29 protein-coding genes and 1 pseudogene are annotated in these 26662 nt (G+C 50.4%); 18 read left to right on the forward strand and 12 right to left on the reverse strand.

From position 1 onward, the window contains the following. Positions 1-118 precede the first annotated feature (118 nt). Positions 119-724, forward strand: coding sequence for a TetR family transcriptional regulator (locus GE278_22575; GenBank protein QLK63573.1), 606 nt, complete (start codon positions 119-121; stop codon positions 722-724). A gap of 75 nt (positions 725-799) precedes the next feature. Here GE278_22575 and GE278_22580 read toward each other — a convergent pair whose 3' ends face one another. Continuing rightward, positions 800-1579 (reverse strand): (S)-acetoin forming diacetyl reductase, encoded by a 780-nt coding sequence (locus GE278_22580; protein ID QLK63574.1) that lies wholly within the window; start codon positions 1577-1579, stop codon positions 800-802. 240 nt (positions 1580-1819) lie between these two features. Between GE278_22580 and GE278_22585 the strand changes: the two genes are divergently transcribed. The 4 genes from GE278_22585 to GE278_22600 all read left to right on the forward strand — a co-directional run bounded on the left by GE278_22585 (position 1820) and on the right by GE278_22600 (position 5016). Further along, entirely contained in the window at positions 1820-2233 is a 414-nt protein-coding gene (locus tag GE278_22585; protein ID QLK63741.1) for a hypothetical protein, read from the forward strand. Positions 2234-2372: 139 nt separating this feature from the next. Further along, on the forward strand, positions 2373-2555 hold the full coding sequence (locus tag GE278_22590) for a hypothetical protein (GenBank protein QLK63575.1): 183 nt from the start codon (positions 2373-2375) through the stop codon (positions 2553-2555). A 633-nt stretch (positions 2556-3188) separates the two neighbouring features. Beyond that, a complete protein-coding gene (ompC, locus tag GE278_22595; GenBank protein ID QLK63576.1) occupies positions 3189-4319 on the forward strand; it encodes a porin OmpC in 1131 nt (376 codons plus the stop codon). Between the two features lie 211 nt (positions 4320-4530). After that, positions 4531-5016, forward strand: a complete 486-nt coding sequence (locus GE278_22600) for an Rrf2 family transcriptional regulator (protein QLK63577.1) — start codon at positions 4531-4533, stop codon at positions 5014-5016. A gap of 87 nt (positions 5017-5103) precedes the next feature. On the opposite strand, the gene oqxB is transcribed toward GE278_22600, so the two are convergent. Beyond that, positions 5104-8256, reverse strand: coding sequence for a multidrug efflux RND transporter permease subunit OqxB (gene oqxB, locus GE278_22605; protein ID QLK63578.1), 3153 nt, complete (start codon positions 8254-8256; stop codon positions 5104-5106). A gap of 16 nt (positions 8257-8272) precedes the next feature. After that, positions 8273-9475 carry an efflux RND transporter periplasmic adaptor subunit gene (locus GE278_22610; GenBank protein QLK63742.1) on the reverse strand — a complete coding sequence of 401 codons (1203 nt, stop codon included), beginning with the start codon at positions 9473-9475 and terminating at the stop codon, positions 8273-8275. Positions 9476-9850: 375 nt separating this feature from the next. On the opposite strand from GE278_22610, the gene GE278_22615 reads away from it, so the two are divergent. The 5 genes from GE278_22615 (at position 9851) to umuC (ending at position 14273) form a co-directional block, all read left to right on the forward strand. Further along, positions 9851-10207 carry a helix-turn-helix domain-containing protein gene (locus GE278_22615; protein ID QLK63579.1) on the forward strand — a complete coding sequence of 119 codons (357 nt, stop codon included), beginning with the start codon at positions 9851-9853 and terminating at the stop codon, positions 10205-10207. Between the two features lie 371 nt (positions 10208-10578). Beyond that, complete coding sequence (gene kduD / locus GE278_22620; protein QLK63580.1) at positions 10579-11340, forward strand: 2-dehydro-3-deoxy-D-gluconate 5-dehydrogenase KduD; 762 nt, start codon at positions 10579-10581, stop codon at positions 11338-11340. 72 nt (positions 11341-11412) lie between these two features. Beyond that, on the forward strand, positions 11413-12051 hold the full coding sequence (locus GE278_22625) for a hypothetical protein (GenBank protein ID QLK63581.1): 639 nt from the start codon (positions 11413-11415) through the stop codon (positions 12049-12051). 534 nt (positions 12052-12585) lie between these two features. Then, positions 12586-13005: a translesion error-prone DNA polymerase V autoproteolytic subunit gene (gene umuD / locus GE278_22630; protein QLK63582.1), complete on the forward strand. Its 420-nt coding sequence runs from the start codon at positions 12586-12588 to the stop codon at positions 13003-13005. A gap of 2 nt (positions 13006-13007) precedes the next feature. Continuing rightward, the gene (gene umuC, locus GE278_22635) at positions 13008-14273 is read left to right on the forward strand and encodes a translesion error-prone DNA polymerase V subunit UmuC (GenBank protein ID QLK63583.1); all 1266 of its coding nucleotides are present in this window, start codon (positions 13008-13010) and stop codon (positions 14271-14273) included. 381 nt (positions 14274-14654) lie between these two features. Here umuC and GE278_22640 read toward each other — a convergent pair whose 3' ends face one another. Next, entirely contained in the window at positions 14655-15407 is a 753-nt protein-coding gene (locus GE278_22640) for a hypothetical protein (GenBank protein ID QLK63584.1), read from the reverse strand. 116 nt (positions 15408-15523) lie between these two features. Here GE278_22640 and GE278_22645 point away from each other — a divergent pair, with 116 nt between their 5' ends. The 3 genes and pseudogenes from GE278_22645 to GE278_22655 all read left to right on the forward strand — a co-directional run bounded on the left by GE278_22645 (position 15524) and on the right by GE278_22655 (position 17238). Further along, entirely contained in the window at positions 15524-15733 is a 210-nt protein-coding gene (locus GE278_22645; protein QLK63585.1) for a hypothetical protein, read from the forward strand. A 273-nt stretch (positions 15734-16006) separates the two neighbouring features. Then, a pseudogene (locus GE278_22650) lies at positions 16007-16174 on the forward strand (aldo/keto reductase). A 74-nt stretch (positions 16175-16248) separates the two neighbouring features. Beyond that, entirely contained in the window at positions 16249-17238 is a 990-nt protein-coding gene (locus GE278_22655) for an aldo/keto reductase (protein ID QLK63586.1), read from the forward strand. 48 nt (positions 17239-17286) lie between these two features. Here GE278_22655 and GE278_22660 read toward each other — a convergent pair whose 3' ends face one another. After that, positions 17287-18189: a LysR family transcriptional regulator gene (locus GE278_22660; GenBank protein ID QLK63587.1), complete on the reverse strand. Its 903-nt coding sequence runs from the start codon at positions 18187-18189 to the stop codon at positions 17287-17289. A gap of 11 nt (positions 18190-18200) precedes the next feature. Then, a complete protein-coding gene (locus tag GE278_22665; GenBank protein QLK63588.1) occupies positions 18201-18476 on the reverse strand; it encodes a hypothetical protein in 276 nt (91 codons plus the stop codon). A gap of 248 nt (positions 18477-18724) precedes the next feature. Here GE278_22665 and GE278_22670 point away from each other — a divergent pair, with 248 nt between their 5' ends. Continuing rightward, positions 18725-19966, forward strand: coding sequence for an EAL domain-containing protein (locus GE278_22670; GenBank protein ID QLK63589.1), 1242 nt, complete (start codon positions 18725-18727; stop codon positions 19964-19966). An 87-nt stretch (positions 19967-20053) separates the two neighbouring features. Here the strand turns inward: GE278_22670 and GE278_22675 are convergent, their stop codons facing one another. The 4 genes from GE278_22675 to GE278_22690 form a co-directional block, all read right to left on the reverse strand. Beyond that, positions 20054-20308: a biofilm development protein AriR gene (locus GE278_22675; GenBank protein QLK63590.1), complete on the reverse strand. Its 255-nt coding sequence runs from the start codon at positions 20306-20308 to the stop codon at positions 20054-20056. A gap of 110 nt (positions 20309-20418) precedes the next feature. After that, positions 20419-20790 (reverse strand): biofilm development protein AriR, encoded by a 372-nt coding sequence (locus GE278_22680; protein ID QLK63591.1) that lies wholly within the window; start codon positions 20788-20790, stop codon positions 20419-20421. Continuing rightward, complete coding sequence (locus GE278_22685) at positions 20735-21028, reverse strand: hypothetical protein (GenBank protein ID QLK63592.1); 294 nt, start codon at positions 21026-21028, stop codon at positions 20735-20737. The genes GE278_22680 and GE278_22685 overlap by 56 nt, the downstream gene beginning before the upstream one ends. 184 nt (positions 21029-21212) lie before the next feature. Continuing rightward, positions 21213-21452 carry a hypothetical protein gene (locus tag GE278_22690; GenBank protein QLK63593.1) on the reverse strand — a complete coding sequence of 80 codons (240 nt, stop codon included), beginning with the start codon at positions 21450-21452 and terminating at the stop codon, positions 21213-21215. A 352-nt stretch (positions 21453-21804) separates the two neighbouring features. Here GE278_22690 and GE278_22695 point away from each other — a divergent pair, with 352 nt between their 5' ends. After that, positions 21805-22716, forward strand: a complete 912-nt coding sequence (locus tag GE278_22695) for a LysR family transcriptional regulator (GenBank protein QLK63594.1) — start codon at positions 21805-21807, stop codon at positions 22714-22716. On the opposite strand, the gene GE278_22700 is transcribed toward GE278_22695, so the two are convergent. Beyond that, a complete protein-coding gene (locus GE278_22700; GenBank protein QLK63595.1) occupies positions 22713-23891 on the reverse strand; it encodes an MFS transporter in 1179 nt (392 codons plus the stop codon). The two genes, GE278_22695 and GE278_22700, sit on opposite strands and share 4 nt — an antisense overlap. Before the next feature lie 437 nt (positions 23892-24328). Here GE278_22700 and frmR point away from each other — a divergent pair, with 437 nt between their 5' ends. Beyond that, positions 24329-24604, forward strand: coding sequence for a formaldehyde-responsive transcriptional repressor FrmR (frmR, locus tag GE278_22705; GenBank protein ID QLK63596.1), 276 nt, complete (start codon positions 24329-24331; stop codon positions 24602-24604). Positions 24605-24668: 64 nt separating this feature from the next. After that, entirely contained in the window at positions 24669-25778 is a 1110-nt protein-coding gene (locus tag GE278_22710; protein QLK63597.1) for an S-(hydroxymethyl)glutathione dehydrogenase/class III alcohol dehydrogenase, read from the forward strand. 143 nt (positions 25779-25921) lie between these two features. Here GE278_22710 and GE278_22715 read toward each other — a convergent pair whose 3' ends face one another. After that, the gene (locus GE278_22715; protein ID QLK63598.1) at positions 25922-26281 is read right to left on the reverse strand and encodes a hypothetical protein; all 360 of its coding nucleotides are present in this window, start codon (positions 26279-26281) and stop codon (positions 25922-25924) included. A 134-nt stretch (positions 26282-26415) separates the two neighbouring features. Between GE278_22715 and GE278_22720 the strand changes: the two genes are divergently transcribed. Next, positions 26416-26661: a DUF1272 domain-containing protein gene (locus GE278_22720; GenBank protein QLK63599.1), complete on the forward strand. Its 246-nt coding sequence runs from the start codon at positions 26416-26418 to the stop codon at positions 26659-26661. Position 26662: the final 1 nt, after the last annotated feature.

Here is a 26662-nt window from a genome sequence, read left to right on the forward strand (position 1 = left end):
CGCGGTGACCGTTTTCTTTCGGTCACCGCAGCTTTGACACTCATCAGCACTATTTACATGAAAGGCTTTCACGAATTCGTTACTATACGACTGGTCTTGTATCAGGTGAATCAACTCAATGGCTACTGCAACACAGCTCCATAGCAACGACGTCCGTGATCACATTCTGGCTACCGGCCAGCGCATTATGGCTGCCAAAGGTTTCTCGGCGGTTGGACTGAATGAGATCCTCAAGGACGCGGGTGTACCTAAGGGATCTTTTTATCATTACTTCGGTTCGAAGGAAGCCTTTGGTGCGGATATTCTGGCACGCTATTTTGAGGATTATCTGGCTGAACTCGACAGCACACTTCATCTTCCCGGCTTGAATATGGCGCAGCGACTGATGAAATACTGGCAAGTCTGGCGCGAATCTCAGTCATTCTCTGATTGTCAGGGAAAATGCCTGGCCGTGAAACTGGGCGCGGAAGTCGCCGATCTTTCCGACAGTATGCGCTTAACGTTAAAGTCCGGGACCTCGGGAATTATTGCCCGCCTGACAGATGCTTTAGAAAAGGGGATCGCCGAAGGTTCACTGGCTATCGACGATGAACCTGCCAGAGTCGCTGAAAGTCTTTATCAGCTTTGGGTAGGTGCAAGCGTGATGGTCAAAATCGTACGAAATACCGAACCCTTTGATTCCGCCTTGCGCATGACACAGAAAATCATTCATATCACAGCCTGATGTTCTGGCTCTTTAAAACGCAAACGGCAACACCCTATGCGGTGCTGCCGTCATTCAAATCACTTTGCCTGTTTATCAGTTAAATACCATACCACCGTCAATCAGCAATGATTGACCGGTCATATAATCTGAATCCGGGCCCGCGAGATAAGACACGCAGCCAGCGACATCTTCTGGTTCGGAGAGGCGTTTCAGGGTGATATTTTTCGCAAATTCCTGTGTACCGTATCCCACCGGTTTACCGGCAGCGGCAGAAACCTGACGGTCAATCTCTTCCCACATCGGCGTTTTCACAATCCCCGGACAGTAGGCATTCACGGTGATCCCGAGCGGCGCTAAATCACGCGCGGCGGTCTGAGTCAGGCCGCGAACGGCAAATTTGCTTGAACTGTAAATCGCCAGTTCCGGGTTACCCACGTGCCCGGCCTGAGAACAGGCATTAATAATTTTGCCGCCGTGCCCCTGCGATTTAAACGCTTTGATCGCGGCCTGAATGCCCCAGATCACACCTTTTACGTTGATATTATAGACTTTATCGACAATCTCAGGCGTGATGTCTTCAATCAGCGTCGTTGGTGCGATCCCAGCGTTATTGACGATCACATCAAATCCGCCCAGCTGTTTAGTTGCCGCTTCAACCGCAGCAAAAACCTGGTCACGGTCGGATACGTCAGCAAGCTGCGCAATTGCGCGGCCACCAGCGTGATTAATCTCTTCAGCGACTTTCTTCGCCGTGTCATGATTAAAATCCACCACCGCGACAGCAAAACCGTCTTTGGCAAGACGTAATGCAATTGCGCGGCCGATCCCCTGACCGCCACCTGTCACTAAAGCCACTTTTCCATTTTTAGACATACAACCATCCTCTATGTATTCGGTATCTTCTTCAGGTGCTGCGCGCAACGCACGGGAATTCCTTCCGGGTACTGTTACGTGAGCTACTTACTGGTTTACGCCCCTGAGCCAGTATGTGCAATTGTTAGCCACGGTCATTAACTGTATCGATTCGAATGAGTAGGAAGGTATAGATTGGAATTCCTGAAGCGTTTAACTCAGGTAGAATAGGGGATGGATCATGATAAAAAGGGCATCACAATGACGGATGAAAGCCTCATTCTTTTTCGCGAGCGGCTCACCGCACTGACGCGCTCATTACAAATTTCCCCTCAGGTGGCCGAAAATCAGGTGCTGGATCGGATGGCGTTGACTTTTCGCAAGCTGCTGAATTTTCTTGCCGAAGATGAATTGCTGACACAGCGTGTTTTCCTCCAGCCTCCGCACAGCGCTGAAACCCAAACTTTGCTGTCGAAACTGATTGCGGAAAATCTGGCCTATAGCCAGCAGAACGGCCTGTTCCGCGATGATATTTCCGCAGCCCTGCTCGGTCAGTGCTTTACCGGCATGCTGGTACAGCTGGCGCAAAACTCTGGCGATCCGGCTTCCCGGCATCAAAATAGTATGGCATGTGCGATATTATTCTGCGAAGGCATCTGGACGGGCGCGGCTTAGTCGATTTATCGCTTTGCAAAGCAAAAATGGTTGGTTCAGTTTGCGGTGAAGAAACGGTTAACTGAGTTCATTCCAGCAGCAGTTGAAGATTTCTGCGCTGATCGTTGAACGCACTGACAGTGATTAACCGGAGGGCCGTATGAATGTATCTGCTACTGAGCCTCGCTCATTCTGGCAACGCCTGACTCGCCGCAAGGTGAGCGCATACACCGAAGATAAAACGCAGGATACCACGCGTTTGCTGGAGAGCTTTCTGGCTACAGGCTGCCTCTACGGCATTGATGTGGGGAACAGTGATCCCGCGTGGTTTCGCCGCTCCTGATCGTTACACTCGTTTAATGCGCATCAGCTACTGGAACGAACTGTGCGTTTAGCAAACTCTTCTCCTGAGAGTAGCCGTTGTACCCTGAATAACGGGTGTTGCTGTTGCGTTTCGCGCAGCCTCAGCATCCGGTATGAAGGTTGTTGTGGACACTTTTTTGTTGTGGACGATTAACGTTCTCTCTGACCTCGTCGTATTTCTTAGTTCTCTCTCATTTGTTGAGCCCATAACTTTCGCCGGTTATGGGTTTTTTTATGCAAAAAAAAACCCCGCAGTCAGGCGAGGCAATCTGTCAGGTCGCAGACAGGGGAAACACGACCGGTATGTAAAAAATAATAAAACCAAGGAAGGGTAAAAATGAATTGCAGTGATGATGCCACAATTCGACAATTAAATTACCACAAGATAAAAGCCATAAATAAATACAGTTTTAATATAATTAAATTTTATTCATTCACCGAAAATATTAATTGAGCCAATTGAAATATTTAGCAATAAATAATAAAAATAAACACGATAATTTCCCTACGTAACAATGGAACTACTTGGGTAGTATTACTGCGAGCACTGACTCATGAATAAACCACATATAATAAATTCAAGTATTCATTTAAATGATAAAGGAATGACGTCATGAAATTAAAAGCATTGGCCCTTATTGTTCCAGTATTATTAGTTGCAGGCGCAGCTCACTCAGCTGAAGTTTATAATAAAGACGGCAACAAACTTGACCTGTACGGTAAAGTAGATGGCCTGCACTATTTCTCTGATGACACAGATAAAGACGGCGACCAGACTTATGTCCGTGTCGGCTTTAAAGGTGAAACTCAAATTACTGACCAACTGACCGGTTACGGCCAGTGGGAATACAATATTCAGGCCAACAATACTGAAGGTAACAGCACTTCAGGCAACGCCACGCGTCTGGGCTTCGCAGGTCTGAAATTCGGCGACTACGGTTCATTCGATTACGGCCGTAACTACGGCGTAGTGTACGACGTTGAAGCCTGGACCGATATGCTGCCAGAGTTCGGTGGCGATACTTATACCACCGCTGACAACTTCATGGTGGGCCGTACCAACGGTGTTGCAACTTACCGTAACACTGACTTCTTCGGCGAAGTGAAAGGCCTGAACTTTGCACTCCAATACCAGGGTGCTAATGATGGTGACAATAACAATGAAGGCACGAATAATGGCCGTGACGTTCGTCATCAGAATGGCGACGGTTATGCACTGTCTACCACTTATGATTTCGGCATGGGTATCAGCGCAGGTGCAGCTTATGCATCTTCTGACCGTACAAACGATCAGACAAGCGCAGCTGGCGAGAACTTCGCGGGCGGCGATAAAGCCGACGTCTGGACTGTAGGCGCTAAATTCGATTCAGAAGGCGTTTATCTGGCGACCATGTATTCTGAAACCCGTAATATGACACTTTACGGTGATAACGGCGTTGCAAATAAAACTCAGAACTTCGAAGTGACTGCACAATATCAATTCGATTTTGGTTTGCGTCCGGAAGTGTCTTACCTGCAATCTAAAGGCAAAGACCTGACCGCTGATGGTAGCAACTCTTCCGATAATAACGACAAAGATCTGGTTAAATACGTTTCCGTTGGTACCAGCTATTACTTCAACAAAAATATGTCCACTTACGTTGATTACAAAATCAACCTGCTGGATAGCGACGACAATTTCTACGAAAACAACGGTATCTCTACCGATGATATCGTAGCAGTAGGTCTGGTATATCAGTTCTGATTCCTCTGACCAAAAGTCTGAGCATTAGCGCAATGAAAACCCATCTTCGGATGGGTTTTTTTGTGCCCAAAACGTGACTTTCTGTGCGTTTAGGGCAGGGTCGCCTTCAATAATGCAACAGTCTTTGTTATATTATTGACCAGCTCACGTACAGGGTTATTCCTCTGTGATACGGTGCTTAACCTAAGACTTGGTTTCTCAGGACAATGACATGTTAGATTATCGCTTTCCGACAGCCATGCAGATGGTGTTTTGTATCGCTCAGTCCCAAAAGGCTGAACAGCGCTGCACCAGTGCGATCTTAGCTACGGGTCTGGAAGCCAACTCCAGCTTCATCCGCAAACTGATGGTACCGCTGACTCAGCATGGCATTATCGTTTCCACGCTGGGTCGTACCGGCTCGATCCACCTTGGCCGCCCGGCGGAAGACATCACACTGCGCGATATATACTGCGCGGTGATTGAAGATAAACGACTGTGGGCCGCGCGTCCGGATGTTCCAGCCCGCTGCGTCGTTAGCGCCAATGCCTGTACGTATTTCAAAAATATTGTGAATGAGGCCGAAGAGGCGTCGTTGCAGGTATTGGGCCGTCACACAGTGGCCGATGCGCTGGCAGAGTTCGAACGCGGCGGTAAGTATAAATGCACCAAAGATCTGGCAGCAGAATACGCAGACAATTCGCTCTGCTCTAAATAAGCTTTCTGCTCTGAAGATTTTCCTCATTACACAGACGTAAAAAAGCCGGGATAATATCCCGGCTTTTTGCTTTCTGTCATTCAACAATCAGACAGTCTGGTTTTCCAGCGCAGGTTGTTTACGCGTTACCAGCTTGCGCAGTGCGACATAAAACACCGGCGTCAGGAACAGACCAAACAGCGTTACCCCCAGCATACCGGAGAATACGGTGATCCCGGTTACGCCGCGCACTTCGGCACCCGCACCGTGCCCGAGGATCAGCGGGATGGTCCCGGCGATGAATGCAATCGAAGTCATGACGATAGGGCGCAGACGCAGGCGACAAGCCTCGAGCGCCGACTCAACAATTCCTTTACCCTGCATCTCCAGTTCGCGGGCGAACTCAACAATCAGGATGGCGTTTTTACAGGCCAGTCCCATCAGCACCACCAGTCCGACCTGCACGAAGACGTTGTTATCACCACCGGTTAGCCATACGCCAAACAGCGCGGAAAGCATCGTCATCGGTACAATCAGGATAACCGCCAGTGGCAGCGTCCAGCTCTCGTACAATGCCGCCAGCACCAGAAATGCCAGTAAGACTGACATCGGGAATACGATCAGCGCCGCGTTACCCTGAGTCGATTGCTGATAGCTCAGATCCGTCCATTCGATATTCATGCCGTTTGGCAGCAGGTTTTTCGACATTGCGGTCAGCTCCGTCATGGCTTGCGTCGAAGACAGCACGCGCGGGTCAGCATCACCAATCAAATCCGCCGCCGGATAGCCGTTGTAGCGGATCACCGGATCCGGTCCGTAGGTAGTGGTGATGTTCAGCATACTGCCGATCGGCACCATTTCACCTTTGTCGTTACGGGTACGCAGATTGGCGATATCTTCCACGCTGTCGCGGAACTGGCCGTCCGCCTGCGCCATCACCTTCCAGGTGCGTCCGAACCGGTTGAAGTCATTGATGTACGATGACCCGAGATAGACCTGCAACGTGCTGAATAAATCATCCAGCGACACACCCTGCGCCTTGGCCTTATCACGGTCAATGTGCGCATCGAGCTGCGGCACGTTAGCCTGATAAGAGGAGATAGGGAAGCCCATCCCCGGCGTCTGCATTATGGAACCGGACATAGTATTGATCGCGGTCTGCAACGCACCGTATCCCAACCCTGCACGATCCTGAATATACAGCGAATATCCGGACCCCTGACCCAGGCCGAGGATAGGCGGCGGCATTATTGAGAAGGCAAAACCTTCCTGAATCTGCGAAATTTTGGCGTTGATTTCAGCGTTTATTTCAGCCGCCGTGCGGGTACGTTCACCCAGCGGTTTCAGGGCGAAGAACACCGTGCCGGTATTTGGCGTGTTGGTGAACTGCAATGCGTTCAGGCCGGGGAAGGCCACCGCATCTATCACGCCGTCGGTGCTCAGACCGAGCGCACTGATTTTGCGGATCACCGCATCAGTACGCGACAGTGAAGCGCCTTCCGGCATTTTCACACCGGCAATCAGGTACAGCTTATCCTGCGTCGGAATAAAACCGCCCGGCACCGCTTTGAACATGAATGCTGCACCGCACAGCAGCAGAACGTAGACGACAAACACCGCGCCACGACGTCCGAGCGCTTTCGAGACGGCATTCTGATAGCGATGCGAGCTGGCGCTGAAGAAGCGGTTGAAGGGTCGGAAAATCCAGCCGAACAGGCGGTCAATCAGACGCGACGGCATATCCTTCGGCGCACCGTGCGGTTTCAACAGCAAGGCCGCCAGCGCTGGGGAGAGCGTCAGGGAGTTGATCGCTGAAATCACAGTAGAAATTGCGATGGTCACGGCAAACTGTTTGTAGAACTGACCGGTCACGCCGGAGAGGAACGCCATCGGCACAAACACTGCACACAGCACCAGTGCGATCGCAATAATCGGCCCGGACACTTCCCGCATCGCCTGATGAGCAGCCTCTCTGGGTGCTAATCCTTCCTCGATATTTCGCTCGACGTTTTCCACCACCACTATGGCGTCATCGACCACAATACCTATCGCCAGAACCAATCCGAACAAACTGAGCGTGTTGAGCGAAAAGCCGAGCAGATACAGAATACTGAACGTCCCGATAACCGAAATCGGTACCGCCAGCAGCGGAATGATCGACGCACGCCAGGTTTGCAGGAACAGAATCACCACCAGCACAACCAGCACCACGGCTTCCAGCAACGTATGAACCACGGCGCTGATCGAATCACGCACGAAAACCGTCGGGTCATACGGCGCACGCCAGGTCATGCCTTCAGGGAAGCGGGTTGAGAGTTCGGTCATTTTGGCACGCACGGCGTCTGACAAATCAATCGCGTTCGCCCCTGGGGACTGGAAAATACCGATCCCGACCGCATCTTTGTTATTCAGCTGCGAGCGCAGGGCATAACTGCCTGATCCCATTTCGATGCGCGCAACATCACGCAAACGGACGATTTCGCCGTTATCACCACTTTTCAGGATAATATTGCCGAACTCTTCTTCGTTCTTAAGACGCCCCTGTGCGTTGATGGATAACAGATAGTCGCTGTCTTTGGGCATCGGCTCAGCGCCAAGCTGACCGGCTGAGACCTGAACGTTTTGCTCACGCATTGCAGTGACAACGTCACTTGCCGTCAGCCCACGCGCCGCGACTTTGTTCGGATCGAGCCAGACGCGCATGGCATATTCGCCCGCACCAAAGATCTGAATTTGCCCGACACCCGGCAAACGCGCCAGTTCGTCTTTCACCTTGAGCGTGGCGTAGTTACTCAGATACAACGAATCGTACTTGCCGTTCGGCGACACCAGATGCACCACCAGCGTTAACGTCGGTGATTGTTTCTGCGTGGTAACACCCTGGCGTCGCACATCTTCAGGCAGTCTGGCTTCGGCCTGTGCCACGCGGTTTTGCACCTGAACCTGTGCCTGATCCGGATCGGTGCCCGGACGGAAGGTGACAGTGGTGACCAGCACGCCGTCGGAACCGGCCACAGATTTCATGTACACCATGTTTTCGACGCCGTTGATGGCTTCTTCCAGCGGCGTCGCCACGGTTTCTGCAATCACTTTCGGGTTAGCACCCGGATATTCAGCGCGAACCTGTACGCTTGGCGGCACCACGTTCGGGTATTCGCTGACCGGCAGCAGGGGAATGGCAATCGCCCCTGTGACTAAAATCAAAATCGACAAAACGGCGGCAAAGATTGGCCGGTCGATGAAAAAGCGGGAAAAGTCCATGTGTCAGGATTCTCTTTTATTGAACGGCGGCAGGGGTGGGAGTCACGCTATTGGCCGCCATGCTGACGGTTTTGGCGTTAACGGGCATACCCGGCATAAAGACTTTCTGAACGCCGTCGATAATCACGCGATCGCCAGCTTCTAAGCCTTTCTCAACGATACGTAAGCCGCCGGACATACGGCCCACTTCGACATCACGGCGTTGCGCTTTACCCTCTTTATCCACCACGTAAACAAACTTACGATCCTGATCGGTCAGCACGGCTTTGTCGTCCACCAGCATGGCGTTGAACTGCGCGCTGCCCGGCAGTTGCACGTGGGCAAACAGCCCCGGAGTAAAGGTGCGGTCGCGGTTATCAAGCAGGGCACGCATACGAATTGTGCCGGTACCGGAATTAAGCTGGTTATCGGTGAAATCGACCACGCCCTGATGCGGATAGCCATTTTCCCCCACCAGTCCGACGTGAACCGGCAGGCGGGACTGCGGCGTATCACTGCGCTGGCCGTCACGCGCCATGGCCTGATAACGCAAGAAAGTGCCTTCGTCCACATCGAAATAGACATACACCGTGTCGAGAGAAACGAGCGTGGTCAGCACGCTGGCGGTATCGCCTGCGGTAACCAGATTGCCGGTGGTGATCATTGCACGGCTGGCGCGGCCATCAATTGGCGACGTAACACGGGTAAAATCGAGATTTAGCTGTGCCATGTCCAGCTGCGCCTGAGCGGCCAAAACGTCAGACTGCGCCTGAGAAGCAGCAGAACGACGCTGCTCGGCAATTTCAGTAGAAACAGCCTGCGTGCCGATCAGCTTTTCAGTACGGGAGGATTCGCTGCGCGTCAGGCTGGCCTGATTGCGCGCGCGCACCAGTTCGGCCTGTGCCTGTTCCTGAGCGGCGCGGTAAGTGCGGTCATCAATGGTAAACAACACCTGACCTTTCTTCACTTCCTGACCTTCCTGATAATTCACTTTGTCGATATAGCCGGACACGCGGGGACGAAGCTGAACGCTTTGTACCGCTTCGACGCGCCCGTTAAAGGCGTCCCACTGGCTGATCTGTTTGATCAAAACATCTGCCGCACTGACCTGCGGGGCAGGCGGAGCAGCGTTTTGCGCCACGCTGTTATCACACCCGGCAAGCAGGGCGACCATCAGCGCAACCCCTGAAAGACGCAACGTCAAAGGCGTACCGCGCAGGCGGTCGCGTGCAACAACCAACGGTTTTTGCAGGTTTTTCATTATTTTTATTTCCAGTGAGTAAGTGCTGCCAGGCAATACAACCGGTCTGTCCTCCGGGTAACGTCCTTTGCCTGATCTGACTTTTTTGGGACTTGTGCCGTTCATCAGCACAATTATGTATCAATGTTTGATACAATTGATTCGAGGGGGATTGTAAGGAGGTGACTACTAAAGTGCAAGAAATACTGTTACACTTTCTGTGCTGTTTTACAGAACGTTTACTTCCGGGAACGTGACTATCCCGTAACGATGAATTAAATGCAATAGTAAAACTTGCATTTAATCGCAAACTGAGTCAGTTTAGAAAAAGACGCCCTCGGGGGGCGAAAACTGATAAGAGATAGGAGAGAGTCCATGAGAACCGAGGATTTCATTCACGACCTGATTGACTGGATCGATCACAACCTGGAAGAGCGACTGGATATTAAGACCGTTGCCAAACGCGCAGGGTATTCGCGCTGGTATCTGCAACGGATGTTCAAAGAGCATACCGGTTTGCCAATGGGCGAGTTCATTCGTGAGAAAAAGCTGAAAAAATCGGCAGATATGCTGGCCAGCAGCCGCGAACCTATCGTCAGCGTCGCGATATCGCTGGGTTTTGACTCGCAGCAATCTTTCACCCGCAGCTTCAAACGTCAGTTTGGACAAACGCCGGGGGACTGGCGCCGTGGCCTGACCATGGAAACAGAATGCCAGGGCTCGATGCACTAAGAGACAAATTGCCCGCTGAATTTCAGTACCGCTGGCCCGGCTCCCGTCGGGCAGTGAATCCCTCCCAAATACCTTTCCCCAATCTGCCCGCTCGTTTTGGATGTTCCTTTCAGTCCGGCATACGCACACCTGTCTTCCACACATTGAGAACACAACGTCAGCCATTGGCATGAAAAACGTTCAGGACGTGATCAACACAACAAAAAACGACACCAAAGTTCACCTAAATTGAAATGATGTTTCAATTTCTTGAGTTGCGCTAAAAATCTCGCTAAACTTCCTTCCATCAGTTCGTAGCCGGGCATTGCCCGACTCACTCTTACGTGACGGAACAGCGCATTCGCCTCCGTTTTATGAAAAAAGGAAACATCATGATTCTGGATAATTTTTCACTGAAGGGAAAAGTCGCCGTCGTAACCGGATGCGATACCGGTCTGGGTCAGGGCATGGCAATCGGTCTGGCAGAAGCAGGCTGTGACATTGTGGGTATCAACATCGTTGAACCAACGGAAACCATCGAACGCATTGGTGCAACTGGCCGCCGTTTTCTCAGCCTGACTGCCGATCTCAGCGATACGAAAGTGATTCCGGCGTTGCTGGAACGCGCCGTCGCGGAAATGGGGCATCTGGATATTCTGGTGAACAACGCCGGGATTATCCGTCGCGAAGACGCCATCGATTTCAGTGAAAAGAACTGGGACGACGTAATGAATCTGAACATCAAATCGGTGTTCTTTATGTCTCAGGCAGTCGCGAAACAGTTTATCGCCCAGGGTACCGGCGGCAAAATTATCAATATTGCGTCTATGCTCTCTTATCAGGGCGGGATCCGCGTACCTTCTTATACCGCATCAAAAAGCGCCGTAATGGGCGTGACCCGTCTGCTGGCGAACGAATGGGCGAAGCACGGCATCAACGTGAACGCTATCGCGCCGGGTTATATGGCGACAAATAACACCCAGCAACTGCGCGCTGACGAAGCCCGCAGTGAAGAGATCCTGAGCCGCATTCCGGCGGGTCGCTGGGGTACGCCGTCCGACGTCATGGGGCCGGTCGTGTTCTTGTCTTCACCGGCATCCGACTACATAAATGGTTATACCATCGCCGTCGACGGCGGCTGGTTGGCGCGCTAATCCGCTACCCAAATTATTCATTAGCATTTACAGACAGCAGCAATTCAGATCGCTGCCCAAAGAGGAAATCCCATGAAAATTGCATTAATGATGGAAAACAGTCAGGCCGCGAAAAACGCGATCATTTTGAAAGAACTGAACGCGGTTGCTTCAGAAAAAGAGTATCCGGTGTACAACGTCGGTATGTCCGACGAGCAGGATCATCACCTGACTTATATCCATCTGGGCATCATGGCCAGCATCCTGCTTAACTCCAAAGCGGTTGATTTTGTAGTTGCCGGCTGCGGTACCGGGCAGGGCGCGCTGATGTCCCTGAACATCCATCCGGGCGTGAACTGCGGTTACTGTATCGATCCGGCGGATGCGTTTCTGTTCGCACAGATCAACAACGGTAACGCGCTTTCCCTGCCATTCGCCAAAGGTTTTGGCTGGGGCGCGGAGCTGAACGTGCGTTTCATCTTCGAGAAAGCCTTCACCGGCGTCAAAGGCCAGGGTTATCCGGCTGACCGCAAGGAGCCGCAGGTACGTAACGCAGGTATTCTAAATCAGGTCAAAGCTGCCGTAGTGAAAGAAAATTATCTCGATACGCTGCGCGCTATCGATAAAGAACTGGTGAAAACCGCCGTGAGTGGCGAGCGTTTCCAGAAGTGCTTCTTTGAAAATGGCCAGGATAAAGAGATTGAAAACTTCGTGCGCGAAATTCTCGCGTAAGTTTTCAGTTGATTTGATGTGAAGAAACCGGTGCTGATTAAGCATCGGTTTTTTTCATCAGCCCATAAAGTAAACATAATTCTAAAGCCGGGTATTCAGTGAAAAGCTGAGTAAAGGTGCAGAAGGGGCATATAAGGACAATTGAACGAAATTATTTGATATGCCATTTAACATAATTAACGTTATGCGTACCGACAATGTAGCAGCTAAATTGAAATGTCCTAACGTTAAAAAAATTATTAATTATCTGTGTGTTAGAATGATAACCTGGGTAAGGCTGCCATCATTTATCTGCACTCATCCTGTCCTCGTAAAAAATATGTGAAATAAATATTGCCGAATTTGGCGGGACTCCGTCAAAGCGAGCGCACTGACATCAGATGACCGCGTGACAAGTCGGCATTGCCCTAACCTCCCTCCCACACTAAATTCCCTCCGCCATCAGCCTGATAGGATTTTCTTCTGCTGTCAGGCTTGATCGGTATCCCGCTTACGTTAATACTGTATATAAAACCAGTATCACGAGAATTTCCCATGATTTTGTACACCCCCGCTGAGCATCAGCAAAAAATCGATCTGCCGCTGTTCCTCGATCGCGTGCCGTGCGGCTTTCCGTCACCGGCTCAGGATTACGTAGAGTCGCGCCTTGATCTCAATAAACTGCTGATTGCGCACCCGAGCGCGACGTATTTTGTCCGGGTCTCGGGCCATTCGATGACCGATGCCAATATCAACGAAGGCGATCTGCTGGTGATCGACAGCTCGCTGACCGCCGTGCACGACGACATTGTGGTGGCGGCCATCGACGGCGAGTTCACGGTGAAAAAGTTGCGCACCCGCCCGTCGGTGCAGCTGGTGCCGATGAACCCGCATTATTCGCCGATCACCTTCAACGACGAAGAGTCGCTGGAGATTTTCGGCGTCGTCACGTTCATCATTTACGCCGCGCGCTGATTATGTTTGCCCTCGTGGACGTCAACTCCTTCTACGCCTCGTGCGAGACCGTGTTCAGGCCTGATTTGCAGGGGCGCCCGGTGATTGTGCTCAGTAATAACGACGGCTGCGTGATCGCCCGTAACGCTGAAGCCAAAAAGGCAGGCATCGCTATGGGTGCGCCGTTTTTCAAAATGCGCGAGGCGATCCGCCAGCATAACGTGGTGGTATTCTCCTCGAACTATGCGCTGTACGCCGATATGTCCAACCGCGTGATGGAGACGCTGGAACAGCTGGCACCCGCCGTCGATGTTTACTCGATCGACGAAGCGTTTTTAGATCTCACCAACATTGAAAACTGCATCTCATTGCATGATTTCGGCAAAAAGGTGCAAAAGAAGATCTGGAAAGAGACGCATCTGGCGGTCGGCGTCGGGATCGCACCGACCAAGACGCTGGCCAAACTGGCGAACTTCGCGGCGAAAAAGTGGAAGGATACGGGCGGCGTGGTGGATTTATCCCAGACCGTGCGTCAGAGAAAGCTGATGAACCTGCTGCCGGTAGATGAAGTATGGGGCGTCGGGCGGCGTCTGAGTAAACAACTCAACATGATGGGGATCAAGACCGCATTGCAGCTGGCCGACAGCCCTTCTGCCTTGATCCGCAAACATTTTAGCGTGGTACTGGAGCGCACAGTGCGCGAACTGCGCGGGGAATCCTGCCTGGCACTGGAAGAGTCGGTGCCGGCCAAACAGCAAATCATCTGCTCACGGTCTTTTGGCGAGCGTATCACCGAGTATCAGGACATGCGCGAAGCCATCTGCAATTACGCCGTACGCGCCGCCGAGAAGCTGCGTGGCGAACATCAATATTGCCGTTTCGTCTCGGCGTTCGTGAAAACCAGTCCGCACGACTCCAAAGTCCCCTACTACAGCAACTACGCCGGGATCAAACTCCTCACGCCGACGCAGGACAGCCGCGACATTCTCAACGCCGCCGTGCGTTGCCTCGATCAAATCTGGAAGCCGGGCTATCGCTATCAGAAAGGTGGCGTGATGCTGGGCGATTTTTTCAGTCAGGGCGTGGCGCAGCTGAACCTCTTCGATGAATACCAGCCGAAAAAGAACAGCGAGCAACTGATGGCGACGCTCGATGAGATCCATAAAAAAGGCATGGGCAAAGTATGGTTTGCCGGGCAAGGCATCCAGCGCGGCTGGTCGATGAAACGGGAAATGCTTTCACCGGCCTATACCACACGGGTGAATGAGTTGCTGAAAGTAAAAGTGTAAATGAAGCCTTCCACGGGCGGGAAGGCATTCAAAAGGTCATCCGGTTATGCGGCGGGTTTCCCCTGCGCACGGATGCATGTGCTGGTTACATCACACCGTGTCGATCCCGACCCCTTTGCGACCAATTTCATCAAGAGAACCGGTAACGCCGATTTGCTGGCTGAAGCAAAACTCTTCATGATGATTTTCTCCAGTAAACAGGGATAAGTGACTTGCAAATGAAGATTAATTCACTTTCATTCGAAATAAGTTAACCGAATGTAACAAAACTGATAACACAGAGTTTTGCGGTTGATTACGGATTCGGAATTTCAACAGGCGGCATTGTGAGGCTTTTCTGGTGGGCAAAGGGTTATTCCCCCCTGAGCTCAGGGGGAAACTTTAATCGACGGACGAATAAGTGTGCTTATCTTGATTAAGGCCGTAAACGACGCTGAAATCGGTTTTGCTGTAGCAATTCAATGCTATTTGTGAGGGATTACTCAGGCGCTCAATGTTTTGGTAAATAGCCGTCATGTAAAATCCAAAATCACATTGATGCAGTTGAGGATCAATGACCTGATCCACTTTCCCTGAAGACTTGTTGAGCGCCATCACTTTATTCACTGAAAGGCCATCGTCTTTCATTTCATAGACGCCAATAAAGCTGTGGGCCGCTGTTTGCCCCCAAAATGGGATTTCAATCGTTTTAGCAGGGTTGTCCGAGATTACGGTTTTATCCATGGAAGCCGTCTTATTCAATACAACATCCAGCGTACGTTTGGTGTTCTGCCAGGTACCCTGGAGAACATCACCGCTTGGGGTAAGTTTTAATGGGCACATATTGAGGTCATATTTTTTTCCTTCGGTCAGATAATCATCATATTCCTGATTAGTCTTTACCTCGCAAAGTATGATGGCCTCAGGCGTTATTTTTCCGTAAAGCGGAATGGGAGAGCGATATTTATCATAATAGTAACTTCCTTTGATATTTGTCTCTCCGCCAAAGGAATAACGCTGAAGAGAGACATGAACCGGAGATTTGCCGATCGTGCCTGCGTAATTGTCGATAACATACCAGCTGTCCGAAGCGACTGCGGCTGAACCCGATAAAATCGCACACAGAGTGACTGAAATAATGATTTTTTTTAACATGTTACCCAATGCCTGCACAGATGTTGTCTGATTGTCCCGATACTCGTCATGCTATTCCCCAAAATATTAATGCTCTGCGCTATAATTCACCATACCATTTTCCTCCGGAGAAACAGATGGCATTTGACTGGCACAGCGAGACGTTAACCCGCGCCACTCCCGTAGATAAACACTATAAAAATACCCAAAATGTCCGGCGTTTCATGCTTGAGCAATGCGGTGCACAGTTTAAGTTTGACCGGGATTTTATGGTCTGGATATGCAATGACCAGCCTAAAAATCTGGGTGACATCGCAGATGAATGGACGCGTCGGAACGCGATTTAAATTAACCATGTTTATCACATGGATATAAAGTCAATTACTTGTTATAACCCATAATGTTCAATAACAAAAAGGTAAAGGCTAACAAGGAATGCACAATCAAAGCCGTCAGACAAAGGAAATTATTTCGCTGTAATAAGATCACAAATTACGAATAACTCTGTGAATTGAATTCATTTATGAACCCTGCTAATAAAGCCTATCCGTTTACAGCCTCTAATCTGATAAATCCTTCTGCGTTATGCTTTTCACCTACCCAGGTACAAGGATAACGACATGCCGACAGTCAAACTGAACAACGGTTTTAAAATGCCCCTGCTGGGCCTTGGTGTCTTCCAGATGATCGATGCGGCCGAATGTGAACGTGCGGTGCTCGATGCGCTGGAAACCGGTTATCGCCTGATTGATACCGCGGCGTCCTACAAGAATGAAACTCAGGTCGGCAATGGTTGAATGGCTCACAGGCCGCAAACCTGACGTGTAATCCCCTATTTCACTAAACCATGAGGATCTTACCCATGCAAAAACGTTATCTCGGAAAGTCCGGACTGGAAGTTTCGGCAATCGGCTTAGGTTGTATGGGCCTGAGTCACGGTTACGGTCCGGCAACAGACACCCGTCAGGCGGTAGAACTGATTCGCGCAGCGGTTGAACGCGGCGTAACCTTTTTCGACACCGCCGAAGTGTACGGCCCTTACCTGAACGAAGAAGTGGTGGGGGAAGCCTTAAAACCGTTCCGCGACCGCGTGGTGATTGCCACCAAATTCGGCTTTACCTTTGGTGAAAACAATAAGCAGCAAAATCTCAACAGCCGCCCGGAACATATTCGCGAAGCGGTGGAAGGATCGCTGCGCCGCCTGAAAACAGACGTTATCGATCTTTATTATCAGCACCGTGTCGACCCGGATGTGCCGATCGAAGATGTCGCAGGGGCGGTGAAAGACCTGATTGCTGAGGGCAAAGTCAAACACTTCGGCCTCTCGGAAGCCGGTGCGCAGACTATCCGTCGCGCGCATGCGGTTCAACCGGTGGCGGCACTGCAAAGTGAATATTCAATGTGGTGGCGTGAGCCGGAGCAGGAGATCATGCCGGTGCTCGAAGAACTGGGGATCGGTTTCGTGCCCTTCAGCCCGCTCGGCAAAGGCTTCCTGACCGGCGCGATCAAAGCCGGGGCAACCTTTGGTGCGGACGATTTTCGCAGTCAGGTGCCGCGCTTTGCCGCTGAGGCAATCGAAGCCAATGAAAAGCTGGTGGTCTTGCTGTCTGAACTGGCGGCGGGGAAAGGCGTGACGTCTGCTCAAATTGCCCTGTCCTGGCTGCTGGCGCAAAAACCGTGGATCGTGCCGATTCCAGGCACCACCAAACTGCCTCGTCTGGAAGAAAATATGGACGCTGCGGACGTGCTGCTTTCGCCAGAGGACTTAGGGAAAATCACGCAGGCGCTGGACACGGTGAAAATCACCGGAGAACGGTATCCTGCGGCATTGCAGGCGCGCGTAGGCCGTTAAGAAAAGTGCTGACCGGCGTGATCATACTGATCGCGCCGGTCTTTTTATTCAGATAATTTGCTCAGAATAACGCAGCGCATCAATCATCAGCGCAAAGGCCGGTGGATGTTGTTTCCGGCTCGGGTAGTAAAGGTAATAACCGGGAAACGACGGGGACCATTCGTCAAGGACCTGGATCAGTTCGCCGGACTTCACTGCGTCTTCCACCAGATCCTCCGGGACGCAGGCGAGTCCAAATCCACACTTCACCGCGTCGATCCGCTCAGACAAATGATTGAAAATCAGCTGCCCTTCGACCCGCACGCGCAAAGGCTTGCCCTCTTTCTCAAATTCCCAGTGATACAAGCCTCCGGCAGTCGGTAAACGCATGTTGATGCACCGGTGATTTTGCAACTCATGCGGCGTCAGCGGAATACCGTTCTTGTCAAAATACGCGGGCGACCCCACCACCACCATGCGCATATCCGCGCCCATCTTGACCGCAATCATGTCCTTATCCACGCTTTCACCGAGGCGCACCCCGGCATCGAAACGGCCATCGACGATATCGACAAAGCCGTTATCGACCACCATCTCAACATTGATATCAGGATATTCCTGCAGAAAAGGCTTCAGCTTTGGCCACAGCACGCTTTGCGCCGCGTGTTCGCCCGCTGAAATGCGGATATTGCCGGAGGGCGTGCCGTTGAGCTGAAGCAGAGTTTCGAGTTCTTGTTCAATCTCGGCCAGACGCGGCTCAAGACAAGCGATGATCCGCTCACCGGCTTGCGTCGGCGCCACACTGCGGGTGGTGCGGGTGAGAAGACGGATGTTTAAGCGCTCTTCCAACGCCTTGACAGCGTGGCTTAACGCCGACTGCGAGACGCCCAATTTTCCCGCCGCTTTGGTAAAACTTCTCTCCCGCGCCACCACCAGAAAGATCTGTAACTCGTTGAAGTTTTCTTTAAGCATTGCGAAATTCCTTACATCCATCCGTTAACGGTTAAGACCAGCCAGAACACAACGAGCGTAACGATAAACGCCACGATGCTTTCGCCAATCAGCTGCGTCCTGCCATAACGTTGTAAAAGCGTCATTTTTGATGGAGTCTGTTCACTGACGCGATTAGCTTTTAACCATTCCCGCGTGTGGCGGAAAAGCCTTACCCACAATGTCAACGCAATCAACACTAATACAGGGAGCACGATCCTGCTGTCGAGCTGAAACTGCGTTCCCCAATGCCAGCGGGTATTGTCCATTTTTAGTCGTCCTGTGTTATTCCCGAAGCAACTGATGCCCCGTTCATATCGGTTAAAAATTGCCTTATCTTCTCACAGCTTACCGCGTGCAGACAGAAATCAGCGAATTATCTAAAGCATCTGAATAGGTGCAATTGACCTTGAAATGGGCAAATACGTAAGTAAAACTGATCAATTAAGACTTTTCCATAAAAAAAAGATATCTGATATTGTGTCGGTTATTACAAGACTCCACTCTGGAAGATTCAATGCTTTTAACCCTCGTTTATCGCAGTCATGTCAGCGAACATGTTCAGTCAGCCTCGCTGGAAGAGCTGGTTGCGCAAGCCAGCATTAAGAACGAAACATCCGGCATTACTGGTATCCTGCTGTTTGACGGGACGCATTTCTTCCAGCTGCTGGAAGGCCCGGAAGAGGCCGTCGATAGCCTTTACAGCGCCATTTGTCGCGATCGCCGTCATCATAACGTGGTGGAACTGATGCGTGATTACGCGCCATCCCGCCGGTTCGGCAATGTGGGCATGGAGCTGTTTGATTTGCGCAAACATCATGAAGATGTGGTGCTTCAGGCCGTCCTCGACAAAGGGACGTCAAAGTATCGCCTCACCTATGATGACCGGGCATTGCAATTTTTATGCACCTTTGTGCAGGCCCGCGAAAAAGAAAATTATCTCGAAATCCTGCCGACCGGGTCCTGGTCTTTCATCACCGATGAAACACTAAAACCTGAAGTAGAATTTATCTTTCCCGAAATGCAGGATTACAGCTTCGCTTTCCAGCCGATTGTTGATCCGCTGAGTAAGGAAATTGTCTCCTATGAGGCCACATTGCGCGGTCCGGACGGCGGTTCGCCAATGGGTTATTTCTCTCAGCTGTCCCGCACCACTATTTACGAAGCCGATCTGAAGTCAAAAAAACTGGCCTTTGCGCTCGCCAGCAAGATGGGCATCAGCAACAAAACGCTGTGCATCAAGCTTCTGCCGATGACACTGGTGATGGTGCCGGATGCCGTTGAGTTTCTGGTGCAGGAAATCACCGCTAACGGCCTGGTGCCGGAGCAGATTGTGGTGGCGATCACCGAGAACGGCGTTATTACCCGTGAAGATAAATTCACAGCGGCCATGAAGCAGTTAAAAGCATCGGGAATGCGGCTGGCGATTGATGATTTTGGTGCCGGATCTGCCGGGCTGTTGCTGCTGACGCAGTGCCAGCCGGATAAAATAATGATTGATCGCAATATCATTTGTGATGTGCACACCAGCGGGCCGAAACAGGCCGTGGTACAGGCGATCATCAGATTCTGTTCTTCACTGGAGGTTTCGGTTATTGCCACGGGCGTGGAAAAACCAGAGGAATGGATGTGGCTCGATGCGGCGGGGATTTGTAACTTTCAGGGCGACCTGTTTGCCATGCCAAGGCTTAATGGTGCGCCGGTTGTTGCCTGGCCGGAAGTTAAGCAAGAATATAAGTTAAGGGATCACACCCTCTGACAGACTGAACGCGAGGTCTCAAAAAAAACATAAGCCCGGTAACAACGATATTTACCGGGCTCACTTCGAAATTCCGCCCCGCCGGTATTACTCATTATCATCCGACGTGCGGTAAACCACATATTCCAGCGCTTCTAAGTAAATATCCTGCTTACTCAACTCGCTTTCCTGCTCAATTTTCTGAATCAGACAAAGAATAATATCTTTGTGAGTCACATTATCTTTTTGATTCTTCAAATTGTTATAGATACGGATGACGGTTTCATTTCCCACCAGAAGCTCAGGATCTTCTGTCAGAATATAATCGGCCAATTTCACATGAGTATAAGACACGTCATGCATTTTAATACCCTCCGCGATCTGTTGTTGTTAACGTTTAATGAGACGCTGCGCTCAGATGCTGAAACCTGAGCGCAAAATTATTGAAGATGAAATAGTGAGATCTGTCGAATTCAGAAACCGGAATCATCCGGCGTCATACCCACGACCATTTCGAGGGCATTACGCAGAACATCCAGTTGCACGACATCTGACGTGCATTCCAGCTGATTGATCAGGTGTAAAATGATGGCCTTGTTGGTCACCGTTCCCTTCTCAGCCAGAATCAGGCGAATAGCCGCGCCCAGCACTTCTGTTTCGCTGGAATACAACTCACCCGCTTTAGCAAAATGCTTGTAAATCTCTGTACCGCTTACAGAACCTGTCATTGGCCGGGATTGGTTTGATGACATCGCATCGCTGAAATGAGGCGTGCCAGCGGCGGAGGAATCAGTGTTTTTTCCGGTCATCGGACGGCCCTTGAGCATTGAAAAAGTGTCGTACATTGTCGACGTCCCTAACTTCGTAGCTGATCTGCGCACGCTTTTCAGCCAGATTATGACGGATCTCGTTAATGACCCGTTCGCAGGCGCTTTTTCGATTAATGTTATCCGCGTTTACAGCCATAAACTGTAATTGCGCAATGAGTCTGTCAGTGGATATTGGATTCTTTGATTTCAGCAAGGAAACAACCGCCTCACCAATCAGCTTATCAGTCAATTTTTCTTCGGTACTTCTATACATATTAGCAGCCTCTGAATATACGCCGGCCAAAGGTCTTGGGCAGATTAGCTTCAGGTTCAGAGTTATTATTTTACGCCAAAAGCAGTAAAACGTTGTTAGGCTATGAATTAATCAAGCCCGCATAATATGTCATACTGAAATGCTTTGAAGCCAATCTTTAACTCTATAACTCAGTCACTATGGCTTAGGAATCACGCTCCAGCACCAGACGGATCAGCTTTAAATAATGCCTTTCCTCTTCTTCACTGCCAGCCGCTTCAACACGATTTAACAGCTTAGAACATAAGGCTTTGCGATTGAGGTTCTTGCCTGCTTCCAGAATTTCGACTACAACCCGCCCCATTGTCTCTTCCTCAGAAAATACCTGACTGTACAGTGAAGGAGATGTGTCCGAAGACAATCCGTTGTGTCTATTCTGTCGCATGATTAACCCTTATGTTAATACGTGTGTGAATAATAATTTAGTATGTGACTATAAAGTTATACAAGATATGAGAAGTTGTACAGGTATTTTAGAAAAAAAAAGCTAGCAAGGTTTTAATTCGCAGGGTAATTAAGCGTAACACGATGAATTTTAAGCGTTCAGCGCTGGAAGGTAAAATTGATACAAGGGTGTAAATACGGCGTCAGTCAAGTTGTACAGGAGAGAATATTGGGTTGCCGTTGCTTGAGTTTGATTGTGCTTTGGGAGACATATCTTCTACAATCTAACGTTCTGATCCGCGTTACCCTCGGTTTTTACTCCAATCTTACTTTCAGCCTTTATAAGTGAACCTATGCGCACAACAGATCATCTTGGCGGCATCAATGCCTTTGTCACAACAGCTCGTTTGGGGAGTTTCACCGCGGCAGCCGAACGGCTTGGGCTGACGAAATCGGCGGTAGGTAAAAGCGTAGGTCGCCTTGAAGACCGCCTGGGTCTTAAGCTTTTTCTGCGTTCGACAAGACGCCTGAGCCTGACGCCTGATGGCGAGAAATTTCTGGAGAGCTGTCAGAATGCCATGGAGATTCTGGAGCAGGCTGAAGCGGAACTCACCTCCCACATTGCACATCCTTCCGGCAGATTACGGGTGGATTTGCCTGCGGCATTTGGACGGCAGCGAATTTTACCGCTGCTGCTAAAAATCACCCGCCGTTATCCGGAACTGGCACTGACGATCACCTTCAGTGAACGTTTTGTCGATCTCATCGAAGAAGGCATTGATCTGGTCATCCGCATCGGTGAGCTGGCGGACAGCAGTGGTCTGGTCGCCCGACGCTTAACGACGCAAAAACTGGTGATCTGCGCTTCCCCGGATTATCTTTCAGCCAACGGCGAGCCCGCCGTCCCGGATGAACTGACTTTTCACCGCTGCGTGGTCGGCTTTCGCCGTAATCAGCCGATATCGTGGTTGCTGAAAGATAATACAGGAAGGATAAGCCGCTATATCCCGCCAGCAACGCATGAATTCGCTGACGGCGACGCCATGCTTGCTGCGGTGCTGGCCGGATGCGGTCTGTCGCAACTCCCGGTCTGGCTGGTGGGAAAATATTTGGCCAGCGGCGAGCTTAAAGAGGTCCTTTCCGGTCACTCCGGAGGCGAGATGCCCATAAGTGCCCTCTGGCCGCAAAGCCGGCAACTGCTGCCCAAAATTCGTCACGTCGTGGATGATTTGATTCAGGCAGCACAAGACGGCCTGCTGGATTAACCGAAGGTTTCAATATAAAGCGTATTGGCGCGATCGGTACGGTGCTTGATATAGATACTGACGAAGGCGGCGAGTGTAAAAATAATGCTGCTCAGCACCACGGAGTGAGTCCCGAGATGCGCAATAAACCAGCCGCCTGCCAGTGAACCTATCGTTATCCCCAAATTAGAAAATGACATATAAAGACTGTTGGCAAACTCCGGCGCTTCATTCGCCTCACGCATCAGCCAATTCTGGCTAATGACTAATCCTGATGAGTGGAATGCACCCCAGAATACGGTCAGCATGCACATCGCCAGCGGTGAGAAGCCCAGCCACCAGACGATCACCAGCACCAGCGTAAATAACAGCGGATAAGCATGGGTGGTTCCCACTACATTTTTTTGCAGGAAATGGCTGAAAATAAAGTTGCCGATGAATCCGCACACGCCAAAAAGGATCAACATCGCGCTGATCGCATTATTACTGAGATGGGTGATTTTTGACAAATAATCCGCGATATAGCTAAAACTTGAGAACATCGCGGCAAAAATAAAGGACACCGTAGCGAGAGTCATCCACAGCTTACCGTTGCGTAGCACCTTGATCTGGCTGCCAAAGGAAACTTTATCTTTTGCAGGTAAAGAAGGTACGAAGAACACGATCCCAACAAAAGCAATCAGACAGGCAACCGCGCCAAAGTAAAAGGCGGCAGCGAGCGAAAGATGCTCAGCGATGAGTGAACTCAGCGGCACGCCCAGAACCAGCCCGATCGCTACGCCAGCAAACACCTTCGCCGCCGCGCCCGCGCTCTTTTCTTTTGGTACGGAACTGGCTGCCACGACCAGTGCAACGGCAAAAAATACCGCATGCGCCAGCGCGGGAAGAATTCTGAATACCAGCATGAGATTAAATGCATCCGTGGTGGCATAAATCAGATTCGAAATAACAAAAACCACCAGAATGGTCAGCAATACATATTTTTTATTAAACCCGGACAGCATCAGGGTAATAAATGGGCCTGTCACCGCCACAATAATCGCATAAATACTGACGAGAAAGCCGACCTGCGTGGGAGTGACGTGCAGCTGCGAAACCAGTTGTGGCAATAACCCAATAATCGCAATTTCAGTGGTAATAACGCCGAATACGGCAACAGATAAGGCCAGCAAAAGCAGTGTGCTTTTATTTTGCATAATAATACCCGTACGATGACTTAAATCGCAGATGAACATGAACGTAATCAATAACGGGAATATCCGTTATTCGTTAATTCCGGATCGATTTCCAGAGCAAAGATTCTCACCCATAGTTGTTATTTCTTAAATAGCTGTTCAGGCGGCACTTAGTAGACATAGATTCTACCTATACGCTTCATTATTTTGTTTGCCCGACTCTCCTTTTGAACATCTGCGGGCACAGTCGCCGGAAAAGTATGCTACCGATATCGATATTGCCCCCGGAGAATTGAAATTGCTGAACATTGTAGTTTCGGGAAGTCATGCCAGACTCTATGTGAACGATGAGAAAAGCGGGTGTGAATGGTGGATAAACTCTACTCGTGGCAAAAAACACTATACCCCCCTACAGTATAATTATATACTCCCCCCCACTATACGAGGAGTTGCCATCAATGCCACACACACCCGCAGAGAAGAAAAAGGTTTTAGCGCGCGTCAAACGCGTGCGCGGCCAGCTTGAAGCGCTTGAATTAGCGCTTGAACGTGGGGATGACTGCAGCCCGGTATTACAGCAGATCTCTGCCATTCGCGGAGCCGTCAACGGCCTGATGGCTGGCGTGCTGGAAAGTCATTTGCGCGAAGAACTGAAAAGCGCAGATGCCACAGAAGCATCGCGAGACGCATCTATTGATGATGCTGTTGCCTTAATACGAACTTATCTCCGTTAATCCCTCTCTTTATGGCCATTTGAAAAACTTAAAATTGCCCTATACCTTACCAAAAGGAAAGATCATGAAATCACGTGCAGCAGTCGCATTCGGCCCCGGCAAACCGCTTGAAATTGTCGAAATTGACGTCGAGCCACCCCGCGCCGGAGAAGTACTGGTAAAAATCACGCATACGGGTGTTTGTCATACCGATGCTTTTACCCTGTCAGGAGAAGATCCTGAAGGCGTCTTCCCCGCCGTGCTGGGCCACGAAGGTGCCGGCGTAGTGGTTGAGGTGGGCGAAGGTGTGACCAGCGTCGCGCCTGGCGATCACGTCATCCCGCTTTACACTGCGGAATGTGGCGAATGTCTGTTCTGTAAATCAGGCAAAACCAACCTTTGCGTTGCCGTTCGCGCCACGCAGGGTAAAGGTGTTATGCCGGATGGAACAACGCGTTTTTCCTACAACGGCCAGCCGATTTTCCACTACATGGGCTGTTCAACCTTCAGCGAGTACACCGTGGTGGCTGAAGTGTCATTGGCAAAAATCAACCCTGAAGCAAACCATGAACACGTTTGTCTGCTGGGCTGCGGCGTGACTACCGGCATCGGCGCGGTTCACAACACCGCAAAAGTTCAGGAAGGAGACTCTGTCGCCATCTTTGGGCTGGGCGGTATTGGCCTTGCAGCACTCCAGGGTGCGCGTCAGGCCAAAGCGGGGCGTATTATTGCCATTGATACCAATCCGGCAAAATTTGAGCTGGCTAAAAAATTCGGCGCGACAGAATGTCTTAATCCGAACGATTTTGATAAGCCAATTCAGGAAGTCATTATCGAAATGACCGGATGGGGTGTCGACCATTCCTTTGAATGTATCGGCAACGTCAATGTTATGCGTGCAGCGCTGGAAAGTTCACACCGTGGCTGGGGGCAGTCCGTCATTATCGGCGTTGCCGGTGCAGGGAAAGAAATCTCCACGCGTCCTTTCCAGCTCGTCACAGGCCGTCAATGGAAAGGATCTGCTTTCGGTGGTGTGAAGGGGCGAAGCCAGCTGCCGGGCATGGTGGAAGATGCCATGAAGGGTAAAATTGAGCTCGAACCGTTTGTCACGCACACCATGGAACTGGAAAAGATTAACGACGCTTTCGACCTGATGCACGAAGGCAAATCTATCCGTACAGTTATTCATTTTTAAGCGTACTCAAAATAGCTGTTATTAACGACCTGTAAAAACGAAAAGGTCTGACGTTAAACATCAGACCTTTCATTTCATCCCTCTCAAATACTGAGAGGATGAAAACGACAAAAAGTGGGCGATCGCTTGATCGGCCCGGCGCTTTAGATGTCGTTGATCATACGGGCGCGCTTCGTTATATCTTTAAACACGGCACTTTTAACACGGGCACAAATAAGGGTTTTCTTGTCATTCAACTCCATAACCAGCATCTCTTTGGAGTCTTTGTTCATCATGTCTCCCTCTTTCTTAAAGACAGAATAGCTCTCGTTGAGCTTTTGAAACTGATGTTTATAAATATCAAATTCAGCCGGATTAAGGCTTTTCAACGCAGTGTATTCTTTGAGGCAGGCATCATTGTTGCCGGCGGTATTTTGAACAGCAGCCTCTTTGCCAGGTTGCGCACAAGCACTGAGAAGTACAATTGCGCAAAGCATTGCAGTACAGGAAAGTATTTTAGTCATAGTAGTTTCAATCATCATTATGAATTATGCGGTGAAGTTACATCAGTTTAATCTATATGTGAAAGTAAAAATCGCAAATATTGGCTGTCGTCATACAGAATTTTTCTAAGCTATCCATCAGAGGATAATCAATCATGCTCGAACTCAGACCAGGCTGTGAATGTTGTGATAAAGATCTCCCGCCCGAATCGACTGACGCGAAAATTTGTTCATTCGAATGCACATTCTGCGCAGCGTGCGCGGAAAGTAAACTGGGTGGGATCTGCCCCAACTGCGGCGGGGAGTTGGTCAGCCGCCCTCGCCGTCCGGCCGGTAAGTTAGCCAATAATCCGCCGTCAACGACACGCGTACACAATCCGGCGGGATGCATGGCAGAGTAAT

The sequence above is a fragment of the Enterobacteriaceae bacterium Kacie_13 genome, from assembly GCA_013457415.1.
Lineage (GTDB): Bacteria > Pseudomonadota > Gammaproteobacteria > Enterobacterales > Enterobacteriaceae > Rahnella.

What these genes read in the sequence shown, in the direction of transcription:
- GE278_22575 (QLK63573.1), top strand. Translation starts at nt 119, where the DNA reads ATGGCTACTGCAACACAGCTCCATAGCAACGACGTCCGTGATCACATT.
- GE278_22580 (QLK63574.1), bottom strand. Translation starts at nt 1,579, where the DNA reads ATGTCTAAAAATGGAAAAGTGGCTTTAGTGACAGGTGGCGGTCAGGGG.
- GE278_22585 (QLK63741.1), top strand. Translation starts at nt 1,820, where the DNA reads ATGACGGATGAAAGCCTCATTCTTTTTCGCGAGCGGCTCACCGCACTG.
- GE278_22590 (QLK63575.1), top strand. Translation starts at nt 2,373, where the DNA reads ATGAATGTATCTGCTACTGAGCCTCGCTCATTCTGGCAACGCCTGACT.
- ompC (QLK63576.1), top strand. Translation starts at nt 3,189, where the DNA reads ATGAAATTAAAAGCATTGGCCCTTATTGTTCCAGTATTATTAGTTGCA.
- GE278_22600 (QLK63577.1), top strand. Translation starts at nt 4,531, where the DNA reads ATGTTAGATTATCGCTTTCCGACAGCCATGCAGATGGTGTTTTGTATC.
- oqxB (QLK63578.1), bottom strand. Translation starts at nt 8,256, where the DNA reads ATGGACTTTTCCCGCTTTTTCATCGACCGGCCAATCTTTGCCGCCGTT.
- GE278_22615 (QLK63579.1), top strand. Translation starts at nt 9,851, where the DNA reads ATGAGAACCGAGGATTTCATTCACGACCTGATTGACTGGATCGATCAC.
- kduD (QLK63580.1), top strand. Translation starts at nt 10,579, where the DNA reads ATGATTCTGGATAATTTTTCACTGAAGGGAAAAGTCGCCGTCGTAACC.
- GE278_22625 (QLK63581.1), top strand. Translation starts at nt 11,413, where the DNA reads ATGAAAATTGCATTAATGATGGAAAACAGTCAGGCCGCGAAAAACGCG.
- umuD (QLK63582.1), top strand. Translation starts at nt 12,586, where the DNA reads ATGATTTTGTACACCCCCGCTGAGCATCAGCAAAAAATCGATCTGCCG.
- umuC (QLK63583.1), top strand. Translation starts at nt 13,008, where the DNA reads ATGTTTGCCCTCGTGGACGTCAACTCCTTCTACGCCTCGTGCGAGACC.
- GE278_22640 (QLK63584.1), bottom strand. Translation starts at nt 15,407, where the DNA reads ATGTTAAAAAAAATCATTATTTCAGTCACTCTGTGTGCGATTTTATCG.
- GE278_22645 (QLK63585.1), top strand. Translation starts at nt 15,524, where the DNA reads ATGGCATTTGACTGGCACAGCGAGACGTTAACCCGCGCCACTCCCGTA.
- GE278_22655 (QLK63586.1), top strand. Translation starts at nt 16,249, where the DNA reads ATGCAAAAACGTTATCTCGGAAAGTCCGGACTGGAAGTTTCGGCAATC.
- GE278_22660 (QLK63587.1), bottom strand. Translation starts at nt 18,189, where the DNA reads ATGCTTAAAGAAAACTTCAACGAGTTACAGATCTTTCTGGTGGTGGCG.
- GE278_22665 (QLK63588.1), bottom strand. Translation starts at nt 18,476, where the DNA reads ATGGACAATACCCGCTGGCATTGGGGAACGCAGTTTCAGCTCGACAGC.
- GE278_22670 (QLK63589.1), top strand. Translation starts at nt 18,725, where the DNA reads ATGCTTTTAACCCTCGTTTATCGCAGTCATGTCAGCGAACATGTTCAG.
- GE278_22675 (QLK63590.1), bottom strand. Translation starts at nt 20,308, where the DNA reads ATGCATGACGTGTCTTATACTCATGTGAAATTGGCCGATTATATTCTG.
- GE278_22680 (QLK63591.1), bottom strand. Translation starts at nt 20,790, where the DNA reads ATGTACGACACTTTTTCAATGCTCAAGGGCCGTCCGATGACCGGAAAA.
- GE278_22685 (QLK63592.1), bottom strand. Translation starts at nt 21,028, where the DNA reads ATGTATAGAAGTACCGAAGAAAAATTGACTGATAAGCTGATTGGTGAG.
- GE278_22690 (QLK63593.1), bottom strand. Translation starts at nt 21,452, where the DNA reads ATGCGACAGAATAGACACAACGGATTGTCTTCGGACACATCTCCTTCA.
- GE278_22695 (QLK63594.1), top strand. Translation starts at nt 21,805, where the DNA reads ATGCGCACAACAGATCATCTTGGCGGCATCAATGCCTTTGTCACAACA.
- GE278_22700 (QLK63595.1), bottom strand. Translation starts at nt 23,891, where the DNA reads ATGCAAAATAAAAGCACACTGCTTTTGCTGGCCTTATCTGTTGCCGTA.
- frmR (QLK63596.1), top strand. Translation starts at nt 24,329, where the DNA reads ATGCCACACACACCCGCAGAGAAGAAAAAGGTTTTAGCGCGCGTCAAA.
- GE278_22710 (QLK63597.1), top strand. Translation starts at nt 24,669, where the DNA reads ATGAAATCACGTGCAGCAGTCGCATTCGGCCCCGGCAAACCGCTTGAA.
- GE278_22715 (QLK63598.1), bottom strand. Translation starts at nt 26,281, where the DNA reads ATGACTAAAATACTTTCCTGTACTGCAATGCTTTGCGCAATTGTACTT.
- GE278_22720 (QLK63599.1), top strand. Translation starts at nt 26,416, where the DNA reads ATGCTCGAACTCAGACCAGGCTGTGAATGTTGTGATAAAGATCTCCCG.